Source organism: Amycolatopsis viridis, assembly GCF_011758765.1.
GTDB lineage: Bacteria > Actinomycetota > Actinomycetes > Mycobacteriales > Pseudonocardiaceae > Amycolatopsis_E > Amycolatopsis_E viridis.
Genome location: NZ_JAANOU010000001.1, coordinates 3,644,465 through 3,661,648, shown reverse-complemented (window position 1 = coordinate 3,661,648; position 17,184 = coordinate 3,644,465). Strand labels below are relative to the sequence as shown.

Genomic DNA, 17,184 nt, shown 5'->3' with positions numbered 1-17,184 from the left:
GTGTGCACCGCAGGTAACGATTGGTGCTCGGCTCGCGAGGAATGGTTGACGCGCTCGGTGGAAGCGCGGAGAGCCGAGAGAAGACGACGCCATGGGTGTTGTTCCCACCGTGCGCCCCAGCCCGGGACCGCGGCGGCCGCTGGCCAGCTCGATGGCGGTGTTCGCCGCCCTCGGTGTGGTCCTGACGGTCGGCCTCACCTCGCTGCTGGCCGCGGGCCAGCGGTCCACCGATCCGGAGGTGGGCTCGCTCAGCGGCGCCGGTGCACCGATCGTGGCCCCGGCCGCGCCCGGTCCGCAGGCGTCCTACCAGGTCACCTACGAGCTGACCGGTGGCGCGCACGCGCTGAACGTGACCTACGTGGCGCAGGGTGCCGACATCGCGCAGGTTCTGGACACCCGCACGCCGTGGTCGGTGTCCCTGGTGCGGACCGGGGCGCAGGGCGCCCACCAGTACTTCAGCCTCACCGCGCAAAGCGCCGGTGGTGGCGTGCTGACCTGCCGGATCGTCGTCGACGGCGTGGTGGTCAGCGAGCGGTCGGTGTCGGCGCCGCAGGGGATGGTGCGCTGCTCGAAGTCCCTGCCCTGACCTCGTCCCGGCCGCCTGCGTGGTTGCCGGAGCGGGCGAGCGCCCGGCCCGGTGAGGCACGATCGTCCGCGTGAACGGAGCGACCCTGCACGCCGGCCCCATGCTGGCCGTCGTCCTCGTCGCGCTCGTGGTCGCCGGTGCGCTTGCGGTCCAGTTGGGACGGCTCGGGCCGGGCTGGACGGTGGTGACCGCGGCGGGGCGCGCCGTCGCCCAGCTCGCCGCCGTGTCGCTGCTGATCACCGTGGTGCTGCGGTCGGGCTGGTGGACCGGACTGTTCGTGCTGCTGATGTTCACCGTCGCCGCGGTGACGTCGACCCGCCGGGTCGGGCTTCCGCTGGGACGGTTGGCGTGGGTCGCGCTGGCCCTGGCGAGCGGGGTGCTGCCGGTGCTCGCGCTCGTCCTGGCCCTCGGTGTGGTGCCCCTGCGGCCGATCGCGGTCGTGCCGATCGCCGGCATCGTGATCGGCGGCGCGATGACCGCGACCTCGCAGGCCGCGCGGCGCGCCCTGGACGAGCTGACCGCGCGGCATGGCGAGTACGAGGCCGCCCTCGCGCTCGGGTTCCTGCGCCGCGCCGCGGCACTGGAGATCTGCCGCCCGACCGCCGGCCAGGCGCTGATCCCGGCGCTCGACCAGACCCGCACCGTCGGCCTGGTCACCTTGCCGGGCGCCTTCGTCGGCGTGCTGCTCGGCGGGGCCGGGCCGGTGCAGGCCGGGGTGACGCAGGTGCTGGTCCTGCTCGGCCTGCTGGCCGCCGAGTCGATCGCCGTGCTGGTGACGGTCGAACTGGTCGCGGCGGGACTGATCGATCGCCGCTAGCGTGGGGGCATGACTGTTGCGGACTTGCTGATCGACGGTTTCGGTCGCATCCGGGAGGTGGTGCACGAAGCCGTCGACGGGCTGACCGAGGACCAGCTCGCCGAGCGGCTCGACCCGGACGCCAATTCGATCGCGTGGCTGGTCTGGCACCTGACGCGGGTGCAGGACGACCACATCGCCGACCTGGCCGGCACTCCTCAGGTGTGGACCGAGCAGGGCTGGCACGAGCGGTTCGGGTTGCCGTTCGGCCGGGGCGCGACCGGCTACGGCCACCAGTCGGAGGATGTCGCCGCGGTGCGCGCCGAAGCCAAACTGCTCACCGGCTACCACGACGCGGTGCACGACTCGACGGTGGCGTGGCTGCGCGGGCTGGGCGAGCTGGAGCTGGACCGGGTGGTCGACGAGGCGTGGGACCCGCCGGTGACCCTGGGCGTCCGGCTGGTGAGCATCCTGTCCGACGACCTGCAGCACGCCGGCCAGGCCGCGTTCGTCCGTGGCATCCTTCAGCGCCGTTAGGGCGGGGTGCCCTCGCCGGATCACACCATTGGTGCCGTGGTTCCGGACGAAGTCGCTCGAACGGCCCAGTGCCGCATGCCGCGCGCCGTGGCATGCCCGCGGTATCCCGGGTAAATCCCCAGGTCACCAGTAGCGAAACCGGAACTGTCCGAAGAGGACATCGCGGCAACCGAGGGTGTTCTGCGCGACTCATCCGAACAGGCGCCGGGATCGCTCGCCTGGCTGTTGCCGCCGCCGGGCGCGGGCTGGGACCGTCGAGGACATGCAGGCGTTCACACTGCCCGAGTTCTACGTCCCCTACCCGGCCCGGCTCAACCCGCACCTGGCGGGCGCCCGCGCGCACAGCGCGGACTGGGCCCGCCACATGGGCATGCTCGACGCCGCCAAACCCGGCGGCGGCGTGGTGTGGACCGATGCGGCGCTGGCCGAAATGGACTACGCGCTCATGTGCGCCTACACGCACCCGGACTGCGCGGCGCCGGCCCTCGATCTGATCACCGACTGGTACGTCTGGGTGTTCTTCTTCGACGACCACTTCCTCGAACAGTTCAAGTACTCGCGGGACATCGCCGGCGCCAAGGAGTACCTGGACCGGCTCGAGCTGTTCATGACCGCGCCCGGGCAGCAGCCGCCGGAACCGGCCAATCCCGCCGAGGCCGGCCTGGCGGACCTGTGGGAGCGCACCATCCCCGCGATGTCGGACGGGTGGCGCCGCCGTTTCACGACCAGCACGCACAACCTGATGGTCGAATCGATGTGGGAGCTGGCCAACATCGACCTCGGCCGCATCGCCAACCCCATCGAGTACATCCAGATGCGGCGGCGGGTCGGGGGCGCGCCGTGGTCGGCCAACCTGGTCGAGTACGCCGTGCGGGCCGAGGTGCCGGACCGGCTGGCCGCGACACGGCCGGTCGAGGTTCTGTCCGACACCTTCGCCGACGCCGTCCACCTGCGCAACGACCTGTTCTCCTACCAGCGGGAGGTGCGCGAGGAGGGGGAGAACTCCAACGCCGTGCTGGTTCTGGAGAACTTCCTCGGCTGCTCCACGCAGGAGGCCGCCGAGCTCGTCAACGACCTGCTGACGTCCCGGTTGCAGCAGTTCGAGGACACCGCGCTGACCGAGGTGCCCGCGCTGCTGGCCGAGCAGGCCGCGCTGCCGCACGAGCAGGTCGCGGTCGCCGCGTACGTGAAGGGCCTGCAGGACTGGCAGTCCGGTGGTCACGAGTGGCACGCCCGCTCCAGCCGGTACATGAACGAGGGCGCCGCGGACGCCGGTCCGAACGGCCTCACACCCGGGCCGGTCGTGCGCACCCGGACCCGGCAGCGCGACCACGTCCCGTTCACCCGGGTCGGTCCGCTGCCGCTGCCCGCGATCCGGATGCCCTTCCGCTTCCGGGTGAGCCCGCACCTGGAACAGGCCCGCGAACACAACGTGCACTGGTGCCGGGAGATGGGGTTCTACGATTCCCTGCCCGGCGTGGAGGCCGGGGGAGTGTGGGACGAGGAGCGGCTGCGCGGGATCGACCTGGCGCACTGCGCGTCGATGATCCACGCCGACGCCGCCCTGGCCGAGCTGCACCTGTCCACCGCGTGGCTCGCGTGGGGCACCTACGGCGACGACTACTTCCCGGCGGTGTTCGGCGCGAGCCGCAACGTGCCGGCGGCGAAGGCGGCCGTCGACCGGCTGTCGCTGTTCATGCCGCTCGACGCGGGCCGGACCCCGGAACCGCTGACCCCGCTGGAACGCGGGCTGCAGGACCTGTGGCGGCGCACGGCGGAACCCCTCGGACTCCACGCGCGGCGGATCTTCGCCAGAACCGTGTCGGACATGACCGCGAGCTGGGTGTGGGAACTGGCCAACCAGGCGCAGAACCGCATCCCCGACCCCGTCGACTACGTGGAGATGCGGCGCCGGACGTTCGGTTCGGACATGACCATGAGCCTGGCCCGGATCAGGCACCTGACCGCGGTGCCGCCGGAGCTGTTCGGCACCCGGACGTTGCGGGAGCTGGAAACCGCGGCCCAGGACTACGCCTGTTTCGTCAACGACCTGTTCTCCTACCAGAAGGAGATCGAGTTCGAGGGCGAGCTGCACAACATGGTGCTGGTGGTGGAACACTTCCTGGGGGTGGACCGGCTCGCGGCGCGGGACGTGGTCAACGACTTGATGACCGCACGGATGCAGCAGTTCGAGCACATCCTCGCCGTGGACCTGCCACAGCTGTTCGAGGATTTCGCCCTGGACGGACCGGCCCGGGACGCGCTGACGCGGCACGCGTCCGAGCTGTCGGACTGGATGTCCGGGATCCTGGAATGGCATCGCCGGTGCGTGCGCTACACCGAAGCCGAACTGCGCCGGCTGGCATCCCCGCGTCCGCAGCCGGGCGCCTTCCCGGCCCGGCTGGGCATGTCGGCGCTCCACCTGGCGGAGCGCTTCCGGTCGGCGACGGCGTGACGCACTGGGACAGTGCCGTCCGGGCACGACGACCAGACCACTCGACGGCACCGCCGTCCGGGCCATCCCCGCCCGGGGCCGGCGCTGCCAGCTCGAGCGCAGCCTGCTCGTGGCGTGCTGCCGATCCGTTCGGTGTGGCGCGGAGGACCGTCGCGTGGCGGACTCCGTGGCGGAACTGCCGCTCCTGCACCGGGGAGGCCCGGGCCGGCGAATGGCGACCCGGCAGCCGGTGCCGCGCGGGGGCCCCGGTCACGCTCGCCCGCCGGCCTCCTGCGCTCCGCGCACCGCCAGCCGGTCGGCGCGTTCGTTGTCGGGATGGCCCGCGTGACCCTTGACCCAGTGCCACTGGACCTCGTGCCGGCCGATCGCCGCGTCGAGGCGCTGCCACAGGTCCGCGTTCTTCACCGGCTCCCGGGCCGCGGTCTGCCAGCCGTTGGTCTTCCACCGCGGCATCCACTGCAGTACACCGTTGCGGACGTAACTCGAGTCGGTGTACACGCGCACCACCGACGGCCGCGTCAGCGCCTCCAGCGCGCGGATCGGCGCCATCAGCTCCATGCGGTTGTTCGTCGTCGTGCCCGGCTCGGCCCCGTACAGCTCCTTCTCGTGCTGCCCGTACCGCAGTACCGCGCCCCACCCGCCGGGGCCGGGGTTTCCACTGCACGCGCCGTCCGTGTAGATGTCCACGACCGGCCCGTCCTCCTGCACGCGCGAGAGCGTAGCAGCGCCCGCACCACCGGCTCGGTCACGGATGAGCGGGAGTCACCAGGGCGCCCGGCCCACGCTCTGCTCGGCAACGTGCCGGAGGACGACGTCCTCGGCGGGCTCGTCCGAGTGCGGCAGGCTGTACAGCATGCCGGCCGCCCACAGCGCGCGCTCGACCGGGCGGCAGCCGGTGCCGGTGACCCGCAGCGCGACACCGCGCCGCGCGGCGGCGTACTGCGTCTCGACCAGCACGCTCAGGCCGGCCGTGCCGAAGAAGCTGACCTCGGACAGGTCCAGCACGAGGAGTGTCACCGGGCCGCGGAAACGCCGGCTGAGCACGTCCGCGAGCTGCGGTGCGCTGGCCAGGTCCACGTCGCCGCCGACCTCGACGAGCAGCGTGTGCCGTCCGGGCTGGGACACGTCGATCCTGAACGGCGTCGCTTCCGGGACGTCCTGCGCCCGCGGAACGGGGATGCCCCGCTGGACCGGTGCGGGGCGGGTTTCCGGAGGAGCCATGAGCACGGCCTCCACACTGCGCGGCAAGCGCCTGTCGGGTTAGCTCCGAACGGCTACTTGCTCAACCGTGGATCCGAGCTTACCCGTGCTGCCCGGTTTCGGCGAGGCCGCCCGGCGCTGGTCAGCGGCTTGTGAGCGGCCTGCCGTGCCGGTGCGTCAGCGCGGCCCCTGCGGGCAACCCGAACGCTGCACTGCTCCCCCCCAGGTGTAGCGCGTTGCGCAACGGCTGGCTACGCCTGCCGTAGCGTCGCCGCCATGAGAGTGATCAGCGTGAGTTCCGCAACAACGCTGCGGCCGTGATGGATGCTGCGGAAGCGGGCGAGACCTACCACCTGACGCGCACCGAGGAACTCGTCGAGAAGCAGCGGTTGCCCCAGGTGAACGCGGCCGAGCTCAGGCGGGAAGCCGAGGGGTTCTTCGGCACCGGGGATCCCGTCGGCGATGACGGTATCGACGGCCTCGTCCGTGACTGAGAGGCAGGAGGCCGGGGTCCTCGGCACTGGCGGCTACCTCGCCTGGCGACGCCCGACCCGGCCGTCTTGCCGGTCGTACCGGAACTCACCGCGGTGACCATGGCGGAGCTGCACCAGGGAGTTGCCCTGTCGAAGAACCCGGTTGTCCGGGCAACGCGGACCGAGCAGGTGGGTGCTGCGATGCTGGACTTCGATCCGCTGCCCGTCGCCGCCGAAGCCTCCGCCCGCTACGGCACGCTGGCCGTCCCCGTGCGCGCTGCCAACCGCGACCCGCGGCCGCGGAAGCTGGACCTCATGATCGCCGCGATCGCCTCCGTCCGCGGGCTGCCGCGCCACACCAGGAATCCGGGCGACTTCGCCGGACTGGACAGCACGGTGGAGATCGTTCCGGTCCAGGAACGATCTCCACCGTCCGGTGTTCACCAGCCCCGCTGCCGCCACTCGGCCAGCTTCGGCCGCTCCGCACCGAGCGTCGAGTCGTCCCCGTGCCCCGGGTAGAACCAGGTCTCGTCCGGGAGCCGGTCGAACACCCGGGACTCCACGTCGCCGATCAGGGACTCGAAGTCCGCCGGGGTGGCCGTCTTCCCCACGCCGCCGGGGAAGAGCGAATCTCCGGTGAACAGGTGCGTGCTGCCGTCCGCGTCGCGGTACAACAACGCGATCGAGCCGGGGGTGTGCCCGCGGAGGTGAATCACCTCAAGAGTGCAGTCACCCACAGTCAGCGTGTCGCCATGTTCGACCAGGAAATCCGGCGGCACCGGCAACACGGATGCGTCCAACGGGTGAGCCGCCGTGTTCGCACCGTATGCCCCGGCCACGGCGCCCAGCGCCTGCCAGTGATCGGCGTGCTGGTGGGTGGTGACGATCGTGCGCAGCGCCGGGCGGTCCGGGCCGTGGCCCACCAGATCGGAGATCCGCTCCGGGTCCGCCGCGGCGTCGATCAGCAGCGCCTCGTTCTGCCGGCGGCAAACCAGCAGGTAGGCGTTGTTGTCCATGGGCCCGACCGACAGTTTGGTGATGGTCAGGGCGTCCAGCACCCGCCGGGCCGCGTCCCCGCCCGGCTCGACGTGGCCGGTGTAGTCCTCTACGACGTTCACGGCGCCAACGGTAGTCGCCGCGCGACAGCCCGTTCCACCCGTTCAGGTTGGTCTCAGAAAGGTAACGTAGGCTCCGCTGCGTCCCCGACCCGATCTTGTGAGACGCCCGAAACAGTGCCGAGTTCCCTCCCCGAACCCCCCCAGCGCAGGAGCACCCGACGCATCAGCTGGGACGCGGTGCGCGTCCTCGCCGTTCTGTCCGTGGTGCTCGGGCACATCACGCACCAGGGTCCGCTGGCCCACCCCGAGCTGAACGACTACCCGGTCCGGATCACCGCCCAGTTCGGCGCGGCGATCCTGATGGTCGTCTCGGCGTTCTTCGTCTGCCAGACGATCCGGCGCGGCGGCACCGGCAGGTGGATGTGGAAGAAGACCGCGCGGCTGCTCCCGCCGTACCTGGTCGCGGTGGTCGTCACCTACTTCGTGATGCGCGGGGCGGACGCCGCGTTCAACGGCCAGGGGTTCGGCGGCGGCTGGTGGGACACGCTGTTCGGCCCCACCCGCGACGGCGTCGCGTGGGCGAGCTCGTGGTACGTCCCGGTCGGCTGGGATCTGCTCGTCAACCTGACCATGATCCAGGGCTGGCACGCGGGCTTCATCTGGCTCGACGGCTCCTACTGGACGTTGCCGGTGCAGCTCATGGTCTTCGCCGGCGCCGCGCTGCTGTGGTCGCGCACCCGCTGGTTCCGCTCGCCGCACGCCGCCCGGCACGCGAAGCTGCTGCTCTGGGCGATGACGCTGGTGCCGCTGGTGCTGCGGTTCTGGGTGGTGGGGGTGAACAACCCGTCGCCGTGGGCGTTCTCGCTCGTGTTCGGGTTCGGGCTGCACCGGCTGCACGCGTTCGCCGCGGGTATCGCGGTGTGGCTGTGGTCGCGGGACCGGATGTCCACGCCGCACCTGGCCCTGCTGCTGGCCGCTGCGGTCGCCGCCCAGGACCTGCACCTCTACCCGTTCCACGTGGCGCTGCCCACCGACCCGGCGCGGCTGCCCTCCGACATCGGGTTCGCCGTGGCGCTGGTGCTGGTGTGCGCGGCGGCGAAGGGCCCGGACTGGACGTTCCTGCGGCCGGCCGCGCCGGCCATCGGGTGGCTGGCCGGAATTTCCTACGGTGTGTACCTGTTGCACCAGGAGCTGGGCTACATCCTGGCCAAGGCGCTGCAGCTTGCGGGCGTGCCGGGCTGGGCGCGGCTGCCGCTCGTGCTGGGGGCGGCGATCGGTGCCGGATGGCTGCTCACCAAGCTCGTCGAACGGCCGGCCCACCGCTGGCTGACCACGCCGCGCGTCACCGCACCGCCACCCCGGACGGCTCCGGACGACCTCGTCGGCGAGGAGCCGAACGGTCCGGCTCCGGTTTCTGTCGGTGGGTCGTCCTAGCATGGATGCGGCTGGCTGATCCGGCCGTCACATTCCAGGGAAGGGACCTCATCCGTGGCTGATCGCCTCGTTGTTCGCGGTGCGCGCGAGCACAACCTCCGCGGCGTCGACCTCGACCTGCCCCGGGACAGCCTGATCGTGTTCACCGGCCTGTCCGGGTCCGGCAAGTCGAGCCTGGCCTTCGACACGATCTTCGCCGAGGGCCAGCGGCGGTACGTGGAGTCGCTGTCGGCCTACGCGAGGCAGTTCCTCGGGCAGATGGACAAGCCCGACGTGGACTTCATCGAGGGGCTCTCGCCCGCGGTGTCGATCGACCAGAAGTCCACCTCGCGCAACCCGCGCTCCACCGTGGGCACGATCACCGAGGTCTACGACTACCTGCGGCTGCTCTACGCGCGCGCCGGCAAGGCGCACTGCCCGCAGTGCGGCGAGCCGATCAGCAAGCAGACCCCCCAGCAGATCGTCGACCAGGTGCTGGCCATGGAGCAGGGCACCCGGTTCCAGGTGCTCGCGCCGGTCGTGCGCGGTCGCAAGGGGGAGTACCTCGACCTGTTCAGCAACCTGCAGCAGCAGGGCTATTCGCGGGCGCGCATCGACGGGCAGGTGTACCAGCTCACCGACCCGCCGAAGCTGAAGAAGCAGGAGAAGCACCACATCGGTGTCGTGGTCGACCGGCTCACCGTCAAGTCCTCGGCCAAGCAGCGGCTCACCGACTCGGTCGAGACTGCGCTGCGGCTGGCCGACGGCCTGGTCGAGCTGGAGTTCGTCGACCTGCCCGAGGGCGACCCGCACCGCATCCGCGGGTTCTCCGAGAACCTGGCGTGCCCGAACGGCCACCCGCTGACGATCGAGGACCTCGAACCCCGCTCGTTCTCGTTCAACTCGCCCTACGGCGCCTGTCCGGAGTGCACCGGCATCGGCATCCGCAAGGAGGTCGACCCGGAGCTGGTGGTACCCGACGACGAGCTGTCGCTGGCCGAGGGCGCGATCGCGCCGTGGTCGGGCGGCCAGAGCGCCGAGTACTTCCAGCGGTTGCTGGAGTCGCTGTCGGAGACCATCGGCTTCCGCATGGACACGCCGTGGCGCAAGCTGCCGGCCAAGGCGCAGAAGGCGGTCCTGCACGGCGTCGACGACCAGGTCCACGTCCGGTACCGCAACCGCTACGGTCGCCAGCGCAGCTACTACGCCAGCTTCGAAGGCGTCATCCCCTTCCTGGAGCGGCGCCTGGAGCAGACCGAGTCCGAGTACATGCGCGAGCGGTACGAGGGCTACATGCGCGAGGTTCCGTGCCCCGCGTGCCAGGGCAGCCGGCTCAAGCCGGAGATCCTCGCGGTCACGCTCGAGCACGCGGAGCGCGGCGAGCGGTCCATCGCCGAGTTGTGCGCCCTGTCGATCGAGGAGGCCTCGGAGTTCCTCGACGGGCTCAAGCTGGGCTCGCGCGAGGCGATGATCGCCGGTGCGGTGCTCAAGGAGATCCAGGCACGGCTGCGCTTCCTGCTGGACGTGGGCCTGAACTACCTGTCACTGGACCGGGCCTCGGCCACGCTGTCCGGAGGCGAGGCCCAGCGGATCCGGCTGGCCACCCAGATCGGGTCCGGCCTGGTCGGTGTGCTGTACGTGCTGGACGAGCCGTCCATCGGCCTGCACCAGCGGGACAACCGCCGCCTGATCGACACGCTGACCCGGCTGCGCGACCTGGGCAACACGCTGATCGTGGTCGAGCACGACGAGGACACCATCCGCGCCAGCGACTGGGTGGTCGACATCGGCCCGGGCGCGGGGGAGCACGGCGGGCACATCGTCCACACCGGACCGTTCAGCAAGCTGCTCACGAACAAGAAATCCCTCACCGGTGCGTACCTGTCCGGGCGCGAGATCATCCCGGTGCCGGAGATCCGCCGGCCGGTCAGCAAGAAGCGCCAGCTGACCGTGGTGGGCGCGCGCGAGCACAACCTGCGCGGCGTGGACGTGTCCTTCCCGTTGGGTTGCCTGGTGTCGGTCACCGGCGTGTCCGGGTCGGGCAAGTCGACGCTGGTCAACGACATCCTGGCCACCGTGCTGGCGAACAAGCTCAACGGCGCCCGTCAGGTGCCGGGGCGGCACACCCGGGTGCGCGGTCTGGACCTGGTGGACAAGCTGGTGCGCGTCGACCAGTCGCCGATCGGCCGCACGCCGCGGTCCAACCCGGCCACCTACACCGGCGTGTGGGACCACGTGCGCAAACTCTTCGCGGCCACCACCGAGGCGAAGGTGCGCGGCTACCAGCCGGGCCGGTTCTCGTTCAACGTCAAGGGCGGCCGCTGCGAGGCGTGTGCCGGGGACGGCACGATCAAGATCGAGATGAACTTCCTGCCCGACGTGTACGTGCCGTGCGAGGTCTGCAAGGGCGCCCGGTACAACCGCGAGACGCTCGAGGTGCACTACAAGGGCAAGACGGTCTCCGACGTGCTCGACATGCCGATCGAGGAGGCCGCCGAGTTCTTCGAGCCGATCAAGGCCATCCACCGGCACCTCCAGACCTTGGTGGACGTGGGCCTGGGCTACGTCCGGCTCGGTCAGCCCGCGCCGACGCTGTCCGGTGGCGAGGCGCAGCGCGTCAAGCTGGCCAGCGAGCTGCAGAAGCGTTCGACCGGCAAGACGGTGTACATCCTCGACGAGCCCACCACCGGTCTGCACTTCGAGGACATCCGCAAGCTGCTGGGTGTCATCAACGGCCTGGTGGACAAGGGCAACACGGTGATCGTGATCGAGCACAACCTCGACGTGATCAAGACGTCGGACTGGGTGATCGACCTCGGCCCCGAAGGCGGTTCCGGTGGCGGCACCATCGTCGCGGAGGGCACGCCTGAGCACGTCGCCACGGTGGAGGGCAGCTACACCGGCAAGTTCCTGCAGGAGCTGCTCGCCTGACTAGCCCCTTCTGCACTTCGGTGCACTCCGGATGCCGGTGCTCCGTCCCGGGCGGTGCCAGCAGCGGCTGGCGTCATCCCGCCGCGGACGGACGGCCGTGGCGGGTGCGCCCGCTGGCCGATCACGCTGCTCGCCTCCGAGCGATCGGCGGGCAACCGGCCGTCGCCCGTGCCCCGGCCCTGGGCTGACCGCGGGCACCGCTCGAGGGCGCCCGGTCGCCGGTGTTCTGCGCGGTTGACGGCGTGCCCGCGCCGCTGGTGCCGTCGGTGTGGTCGGTAGTCCGCAGGCCCCGGCCGATACTGGTGCGGCACGATCCGGCGTTGCCCGGTGCCACCGGGCAACGCCGAATCCGTCCAGAACGGCGTCTCGGTCGCCGTCACCGGGGGCGGTGCTGCGAGCTCGCCCTACGCTGGTGAACCGGCACGTGCCGGCAGCGGGGCCGGGCCCGGCCACTGGGGCTCCGCTGCGGGATTCGCCAGCTCGGCCCGCCGATCGATGGCGCTGCTCGACGCGGGTGGCCCGGTGGCGCAGCGGTCGCCCTGAGCACCGCGCCGAGGGACGCACGCGTCACCCGTTCGCGCGGGACGGCGCGTCACCCCGGACGAGCGCCGCGCGGCCACCTGCGCGGACCGAAGGCCGGCCGTAGTCACGAGGTCGTGGTCACCGGCGTCCACGCCCGCGTGGACGGCCCGCAGCTCACCAATTGTACCGGGACGAGCCGACGGTGCGGCGTCGCCGGCACCTGGTCGCCGTCAGCCCGTCCGGGCGAACGCGAGCACCAGATCGCCGGATCCGGCCGCTGCCGGCGATCTCGGCGGATAATCGGTTCATGCGGGTCAACGCCTACCAGTTCCGGGACACCTGGCTGCTCTCCGCGCCGGTGCCTCAGGTGTTCGACGCGGTCACCGACGTCGCGGGCTACCCCCGGTGGTGGCCGGATGTCCGAACGGTGAGCCGGGTGGACGACGACACGGCGGAGCTCGTGTGCCGGGCTGCACTACCTTACGCGCTGGTCATCCGCATGCGGCGGGACGAACAGGACGTGCACCGCGGCCGGTTGCGGGTGCACCTGACCGGCGACCTCGAGGGTGTGCTCGCCGCGGTCGTCCTACGGCGCCCGGGCGGCACCCGGCTGGAGATCACCCAGCACGTGATCGCCACCAAACGGCTGCTGCGTGCACTGTCCCCGCTGGCCCGGCCGCTGTTCCAGGTCAACCACGCGCTGATGATGCGGCGCGGCCGGCGCGGGCTCCAGAGCCACCTGGCCACGATCGCCCGGTGAGCGAAGCAGCCACGTCCCGGTTGGCGGATCGTGCCGTACCTCGTCGAGCCGTTCACGTCGTGGCGGGACGGACTTCCGGGACGGCTTCGGCGAAGCGGGTGAGATACCGGAACGGTCCGAGCTGGACAGCCGTTCACCGTGGGGTGCTCGGGTGACCGCCCGGCGGCACCCGGAGTACCCGGCTGACAGCGGGCTCGCGCGGCGGGCACGACGGTACGGGCACCTCGGGCGTCCGGAGGTTTGGCACCGGGCCGTCACGTGCCGGGCGCTACGATCCGCGGCATGAACCAGCCTTACCCACAACAGCAGCAGCCGCAGCCGCGGTTTCCGATCCTGCTGTCCACCATGAATGATCTGCCCGGGTACCGGGTCGTGCGCGTGTACGGCGAGGTGTTCGGGCTGACGGTGCGCAGCCGGAACATGTTCTCCAACTTCGGCGCCGGGCTGAAAGCGATGGCGGGTGGCGAGCTGAAGGGCCTGTCCAAGCTGCTGTCCGACTCGCGGCACGAGGCGCTCGGGCGGCTCTGCCAGGAAGCGATGGCTTTCGGCGCCAACGCCGTGCTGGGCATGCGGTTCGACTGCAACGAAATTGCCCAGACCGCGAGCGAGATCGCCGCCTACGGCACGGCGGTGTACGTGGTGCCCGATGGTACCGACACCGGCGCGCAGCAGCAGTACCAGCAGCAGGGTCAGTTCCAGCAAGGTCACCCGCAGCAGCAGTGACGTCACTGTCCCGGCGCTGCGCGCGCCGGGACAAAATCAATTGTCACGAGCAGCGAAAGATCCATTACCGGTAATGATTTTGATCTGTGTGATATCGCACCCGGTCTTCACAATTGCCGGGCTCGCTTCGTAACGTTTCCAGCGCTCTTGCGGCAACCAGTGATCTGCCCCGAAAGATCACGGTCGCAAGCCACCACCGCGATTTCGTGGATCCCCCGCCACGGGTGGTGGAAAGCGAAAGGAAACACTCGACATGCGACAGTCCTCGCAGCCGAAGTCCGGCCGCACACTCCTGCGCGCCGGTGTCACCAGCGCCGTGCTGGCGGCCGCGCTCGCCGGTGCTGCCGGCCCGGCGTTCGCCAGCACGGCCGCCCCGACCGACACCGCACCGGCCGTCGCGCCGGCCTCGATCAGCGGCACCAGCGTCGGCGCGACCGCCCTGCGCGACGCGCTCACCCAGCTGGGCAAGCCCTACGTCTGGGGTGCCGCGGGTCCCAACGCCTACGACTGCTCCGGCCTCGTCCAGTGGGCCTTCAAGCAGGCCGGGGTGAACCTCCCGCACAGCTCCCGCGCTCAGTCCACGATGGGCACCCCGGTCGCGCTGTCCCAGCTGCGGCCCGGTGACCTGGTGTTCTTCTACACGCCGGTCAGCCACGTCGGCATCTACGTCGGCGACGGCAAGATCGTGCACGCCAGCACCGCCGGTCAGCCGGTGAAGATCTCCTCGATGGCCGGCATGCCCTTCCACAACGCCCGCCGGATCTGACGACGCCGCCGGGCGCGGTAGTCACGCTCCACCGAGGTAGGCGTCGGCCCACTCCGGCCACGGCCGGAACTCGGCCGGAATCCACTCGAGGAGCGCGGCGATCGCGTCGCTGACGTCCAGGCGCCGCGCCGGATCGGTCGCGAGCAGTCCCGCCAGCATCGGCGGGCAGGGCTGGCCGCCCGTTCCCGGCCGGTGCCCGGTCACGACCGCGTGCAGGGTCGCCCCGACCCCGTAGACGTCCATCCCCGGTGACACCGTCAGGCACGCCTCCTGCTCGGGGGATGTGTAGCCACGGGTCCCGATCGGATGTCCCGGTGGTTGGGGCGATCCGAGCGCGCGTGCGCTGCCGAAGTCGATGAGGACCGGTTTGCCGTCGCGCAGGACGACGTTGCCTGGCTTGACGTCCAGGTGCGCCAGGCCTTCCCGGTGCACCGCCGCCACCGCCGACAGCAGCTGCACCCCCAGCAATGCCGCCTCGGCACCGGCCAGCGGGCCGACCTCGTCGAGGACGTCGTCGAGGTCGGGACCATCGAGGTACTCGAAGAGCAGGTGGGGCAAGGGTTCGGCGGTACCGTCCGTGATCAGCCTCGGCAGCCCCGGGTGCGGTGGCCCGGAAAGCGCCGCCACCTCCCGCCGCAACGCACGTACCGCGCGCGGGTGCTCGCGCATGTGCGGGCGCGGAAGTTTCAGCACCATCGGGCACCACAGCGGGACCGACCACACGAGCCAGGTCTCGCAGCGCCAGCCCACCCCGAGCCGGCGCACCGCGCGGGTCCGGCCGGGGCACTCGGCGCCCTCCGCCATGTCCCACACCGGTTCGCCGTCGTCGTCGAGCGCGGCTTCGCTCATGCCTGTCCTTCCGACCGGAGCCCGGCGACCCGCGCCGGAGCGCGGGCCGCCAGGTCATCGATACCGGTATCAGCAACGCGAACGGCTGGTCCGGGTCGTGCGAGTGGTCTTGCCGGTGTGCTTACCGTGCTTGTGCCCGTGCTTGCGGTAGGACATCGGGCCTTTGATCAGCAGCATGAGGTTCACCTCCTCTCCCGTTTCCGTGCGGTTGTTGCGGGTCCCGGTCGAGCACGACGACCCGGTCGGCGATCGCCGCCAGGTCCCGGTCGTGCGTCACGATGAGAACGGTCCGGTGGGCGGTGGCGCCGCGGATCGCCTGGACGACCGTCGCGGACGAGACCGGGTCGAGCGAAGCCGTCGGCTCGTCCAGCAGCACCAGCGGCGCGGCGGACACGGCGGCCCGGGCGAGCGCCACCCGCCGCCGCTGACCTCCGGAGAGGCGGACGCCACCTTCGCCGAGCGTCGTGTCGTAGCCGTGGGGCAGGGTGTGCACGAACTCGTCCACCAGGGCCTGCCGTCCGGCCTCCTCGACCGCCGCCCGGTCCGCCGCCGTGACGCCGAACGCGATGTTGTCCGCCACCGTCGCGTCGAGGAGCCAGGGGTCCTGCGGCACGAACGCGATCCGTTGCCGGAGACTGTGCCGCCGGAGATCGCGGATGTCGGTGCGGTTGATCAAGATGTGGCCGCTGTCGACGTCGTAGAGCCGCAGCAGCAGGTGCAGTACCGTGCTCTTGCCCGCGCCGCTGGGTCCCAGCAGGCACACGGTTTCGCCGGCGCGCAGGACCAGGTCGAAGTCGCGCAGCACCGGGTGCCCGGGCTCGTAGGCGAAGCCCACGTGCGCGAAGCGGACCTCGCCGATGCGCTCCGGGGCCGGCTGCGCCCACGCCGCGTCGGCCACCGATTCCGACGCGGTGAGCACCTCGTCCACGCGCTTGCCGCTGGCACCCGCCTTGGCCAGCACCGAGGACAGGCGGGTCAGGCTGCGCACGGGCGAGTACATGTCGCCCAGGTAGGCCAGGATCACCAGGAGATCACCGGTGCTCAGCGATCCGGACAGCACCGCGCGCCCGCCGATCACCAGCACCAGGCCCGCGCCCAGGGACAGGACGATGTCCGCGATTGGGCTCCAGCGCGCCGAGACCGTCGCCGCCTTGACCTCGGCGTCCCGCAACCGCCGGTTGGGCCGGGCGAACAGTTCCCGGGCGCGGTCGACGCGGCCGAACGCCTGTACGGCGCGGACGTTGCGCAGCAGGTCGTTCGTGACCGCACTCAGGTTTCCCCAGGCGTCACGGGCATCGTTCTGCGCGCGCCGCACCCGGCGCCGTTGCCACACCGCGAGGACGACCAGCAGCGGCAGGACCGCGAGGCCGACCAGTGCCAGCCCGGGGTCGAACAGGGCGAGTACGACGAGGACCACCACCAGGACGAACGTGTCCGGGATGAGGATCGTCGCCACCGCGACCACGGCGGCCAGCATCCGGGCCACGTCGCTGGTCAGGCGGGACAGCAACTCGCCGCTGGGCATCCGGTCGTGCCACCGCAGGGACAGTTCCATCGTGTGCTCGAACACCGATTCCCGCAGCCTGGCGCCGACGCCTTCGGCGGCGCGCTCCGCGGACACCGTGGAGGCGAGGTTCAGCACGCCCGCGACCACGCTGAGCAGCACGGTCGCCGCTCCCGCGAGCAGGAGGACGGAGGCCGGCGAAAACCCGTTGAGCCGTACCAGCAAACCCGAGGCGGGCCTGCCGCCGATCGCGTGGTCGACGGCCAGGGCCAGTGGCCACGGGCGGAGCAGGGACACGCCGGCCCCGAACAGTTCCAGCACGGAGGTCGCGGCCAGAGCCGGCAGGTGCGGGCGGACCACGGGTGCGGCAACGGCGAGCGCCTGCGGTAGCATCCGGCGGCGACGCCGGTCGCCGGACGCGCCCGGTACCGCACCGACGTGCCCGGCTCGTCTGCCGGTGGTGACCATGAGACCTCCCCGCCCCGCTGCTCCCTCAGCGATCCGGCCAATGCTACGGCCGGGGCAACATCGACTGAAGGCCCTTGAGATAGAAGGTTTTCCACCGGGAGTGGCGCTAACCGGTCCGTAGTGGACGGTTGAATTCCGTTCTG

The 17,184-nt window shown here is 71.2% G+C and carries 16 protein-coding genes; 11 read left to right on the top strand and 5 right to left on the bottom strand.

Annotated features, from left to right (window positions below):
- Window positions 1-91 precede the first annotated feature (91 nt).
- The 4 genes from FHX46_RS18175 to FHX46_RS18160 all read left to right on the top strand — a co-directional run bounded on the left by FHX46_RS18175 (window position 92) and on the right by FHX46_RS18160 (window position 4,374).
- Window positions 92-586 (top strand): MmpS family transport accessory protein, encoded by a 495-nt coding sequence (locus FHX46_RS18175; protein ID WP_243871301.1) that lies wholly within the window; start codon window positions 92-94, stop codon window positions 584-586.
- Window positions 587-656: 70 nt separating this feature from the next.
- Entirely contained in the window at window positions 657-1,403 is a 747-nt protein-coding gene (locus FHX46_RS18170; RefSeq protein ID WP_390622627.1) for an ABC transporter permease, read from the top strand.
- Window positions 1,404-1,412: 9 nt separating this feature from the next.
- On the top strand, window positions 1,413-1,919 hold the full coding sequence (locus FHX46_RS18165) for a mycothiol transferase (RefSeq protein WP_167116356.1): 507 nt from the start codon (window positions 1,413-1,415) through the stop codon (window positions 1,917-1,919).
- Window positions 1,920-2,181: 262 nt separating this feature from the next.
- Window positions 2,182-4,374, top strand: a complete 2,193-nt coding sequence (locus FHX46_RS18160; protein WP_167116354.1) for a terpene synthase family protein — start codon at window positions 2,182-2,184, stop codon at window positions 4,372-4,374.
- Window positions 4,375-4,623: 249 nt separating this feature from the next.
- On the opposite strand, the gene rnhA is transcribed toward FHX46_RS18160, so the two are convergent.
- Complete coding sequence (gene rnhA, locus FHX46_RS18155) at window positions 4,624-5,082, bottom strand: ribonuclease HI (protein WP_167116351.1); 459 nt, start codon at window positions 5,080-5,082, stop codon at window positions 4,624-4,626.
- 54 nt (window positions 5,083-5,136) lie between these two features.
- Window positions 5,137-5,595 (bottom strand): STAS domain-containing protein, encoded by a 459-nt coding sequence (locus tag FHX46_RS18150; RefSeq protein ID WP_208400190.1) that lies wholly within the window; start codon window positions 5,593-5,595, stop codon window positions 5,137-5,139.
- A gap of 296 nt (window positions 5,596-5,891) precedes the next feature.
- Between FHX46_RS18150 and FHX46_RS18145 the strand changes: the two genes are divergently transcribed.
- Both FHX46_RS18145 and FHX46_RS18140 read left to right on the top strand, forming a co-directional pair.
- The gene (locus FHX46_RS18145; RefSeq protein ID WP_167109611.1) at window positions 5,892-6,068 is read left to right on the top strand and encodes a hypothetical protein; all 177 of its coding nucleotides are present in this window, start codon (window positions 5,892-5,894) and stop codon (window positions 6,066-6,068) included.
- A gap of 66 nt (window positions 6,069-6,134) precedes the next feature.
- Window positions 6,135-6,566 (top strand): type II toxin-antitoxin system VapC family toxin, encoded by a 432-nt coding sequence (locus FHX46_RS18140; protein WP_243871300.1) that lies wholly within the window; start codon window positions 6,135-6,137, stop codon window positions 6,564-6,566.
- Here the strand turns inward: FHX46_RS18140 and FHX46_RS18135 are convergent.
- Complete coding sequence (locus FHX46_RS18135) at window positions 6,488-7,165, bottom strand: MBL fold metallo-hydrolase (RefSeq protein ID WP_167116348.1); 678 nt, start codon at window positions 7,163-7,165, stop codon at window positions 6,488-6,490. The two genes, FHX46_RS18140 and FHX46_RS18135, sit on opposite strands and share 79 nt — an antisense overlap.
- A gap of 114 nt (window positions 7,166-7,279) precedes the next feature.
- Between FHX46_RS18135 and FHX46_RS18130 the strand changes: the two genes are divergently transcribed.
- The 5 genes from FHX46_RS18130 to FHX46_RS29150 all read left to right on the top strand — a co-directional run bounded on the left by FHX46_RS18130 (window position 7,280) and on the right by FHX46_RS29150 (window position 14,220).
- Window positions 7,280-8,539 carry an acyltransferase family protein gene (locus tag FHX46_RS18130; RefSeq protein ID WP_167116345.1) on the top strand — a complete coding sequence of 420 codons (1,260 nt, stop codon included), beginning with the start codon at window positions 7,280-7,282 and terminating at the stop codon, window positions 8,537-8,539.
- Window positions 8,540-8,593: 54 nt separating this feature from the next.
- Window positions 8,594-11,449 carry an excinuclease ABC subunit UvrA gene (gene uvrA, locus FHX46_RS18125; protein WP_167116342.1) on the top strand — a complete coding sequence of 952 codons (2,856 nt, stop codon included), beginning with the start codon at window positions 8,594-8,596 and terminating at the stop codon, window positions 11,447-11,449.
- Window positions 11,450-12,278: 829 nt separating this feature from the next.
- Window positions 12,279-12,731 (top strand): SRPBCC family protein, encoded by a 453-nt coding sequence (locus FHX46_RS18120; RefSeq protein WP_167116339.1) that lies wholly within the window; start codon window positions 12,279-12,281, stop codon window positions 12,729-12,731.
- Window positions 12,732-13,013: 282 nt separating this feature from the next.
- The gene (locus FHX46_RS18115) at window positions 13,014-13,454 is read left to right on the top strand and encodes a YbjQ family protein (RefSeq protein ID WP_167116334.1); all 441 of its coding nucleotides are present in this window, start codon (window positions 13,014-13,016) and stop codon (window positions 13,452-13,454) included.
- A gap of 253 nt (window positions 13,455-13,707) precedes the next feature.
- Complete coding sequence (locus FHX46_RS29150; protein ID WP_167116331.1) at window positions 13,708-14,220, top strand: NlpC/P60 family protein; 513 nt, start codon at window positions 13,708-13,710, stop codon at window positions 14,218-14,220.
- A 21-nt stretch (window positions 14,221-14,241) separates the two neighbouring features.
- On the opposite strand, the gene FHX46_RS18105 is transcribed toward FHX46_RS29150, so the two are convergent.
- The gene (locus FHX46_RS18105) at window positions 14,242-15,069 is read right to left on the bottom strand and encodes a serine/threonine-protein kinase (protein WP_167116328.1); all 828 of its coding nucleotides are present in this window, start codon (window positions 15,067-15,069) and stop codon (window positions 14,242-14,244) included.
- Between the two features lie 121 nt (window positions 15,070-15,190).
- Window positions 15,191-17,041 (bottom strand): ABC transporter ATP-binding protein, encoded by a 1,851-nt coding sequence (locus FHX46_RS18100; protein WP_167116325.1) that lies wholly within the window; start codon window positions 17,039-17,041, stop codon window positions 15,191-15,193.
- Window positions 17,042-17,184: the final 143 nt, after the last annotated feature.

Excerpts from the sequence above, each read along its gene's own strand:
- FHX46_RS18175 (WP_243871301.1), top strand. The coding sequence starts at position 92 with ATGGGTGTTGTTCCCACCGTGCGCCCCAGCCCGGGACCGCGGCGGCCG.
- FHX46_RS18165 (WP_167116356.1), top strand. The coding sequence starts at position 1,413 with ATGACTGTTGCGGACTTGCTGATCGACGGTTTCGGTCGCATCCGGGAG.
- FHX46_RS18160 (WP_167116354.1), top strand. The coding sequence starts at position 2,182 with ATGCAGGCGTTCACACTGCCCGAGTTCTACGTCCCCTACCCGGCCCGG.
- FHX46_RS18150 (WP_208400190.1), bottom strand. The coding sequence starts at position 5,595 with ATGGCTCCTCCGGAAACCCGCCCCGCACCGGTCCAGCGGGGCATCCCC.
- FHX46_RS18120 (WP_167116339.1), top strand. The coding sequence starts at position 12,279 with ATGCGGGTCAACGCCTACCAGTTCCGGGACACCTGGCTGCTCTCCGCG.
- FHX46_RS18115 (WP_167116334.1), top strand. The coding sequence starts at position 13,014 with ATGAACCAGCCTTACCCACAACAGCAGCAGCCGCAGCCGCGGTTTCCG.
- FHX46_RS29150 (WP_167116331.1), top strand. The coding sequence starts at position 13,708 with ATGCGACAGTCCTCGCAGCCGAAGTCCGGCCGCACACTCCTGCGCGCC.
- FHX46_RS18105 (WP_167116328.1), bottom strand. The coding sequence starts at position 15,069 with ATGAGCGAAGCCGCGCTCGACGACGACGGCGAACCGGTGTGGGACATG.
- FHX46_RS18100 (WP_167116325.1), bottom strand. The coding sequence starts at position 17,041 with ATGGTCACCACCGGCAGACGAGCCGGGCACGTCGGTGCGGTACCGGGC.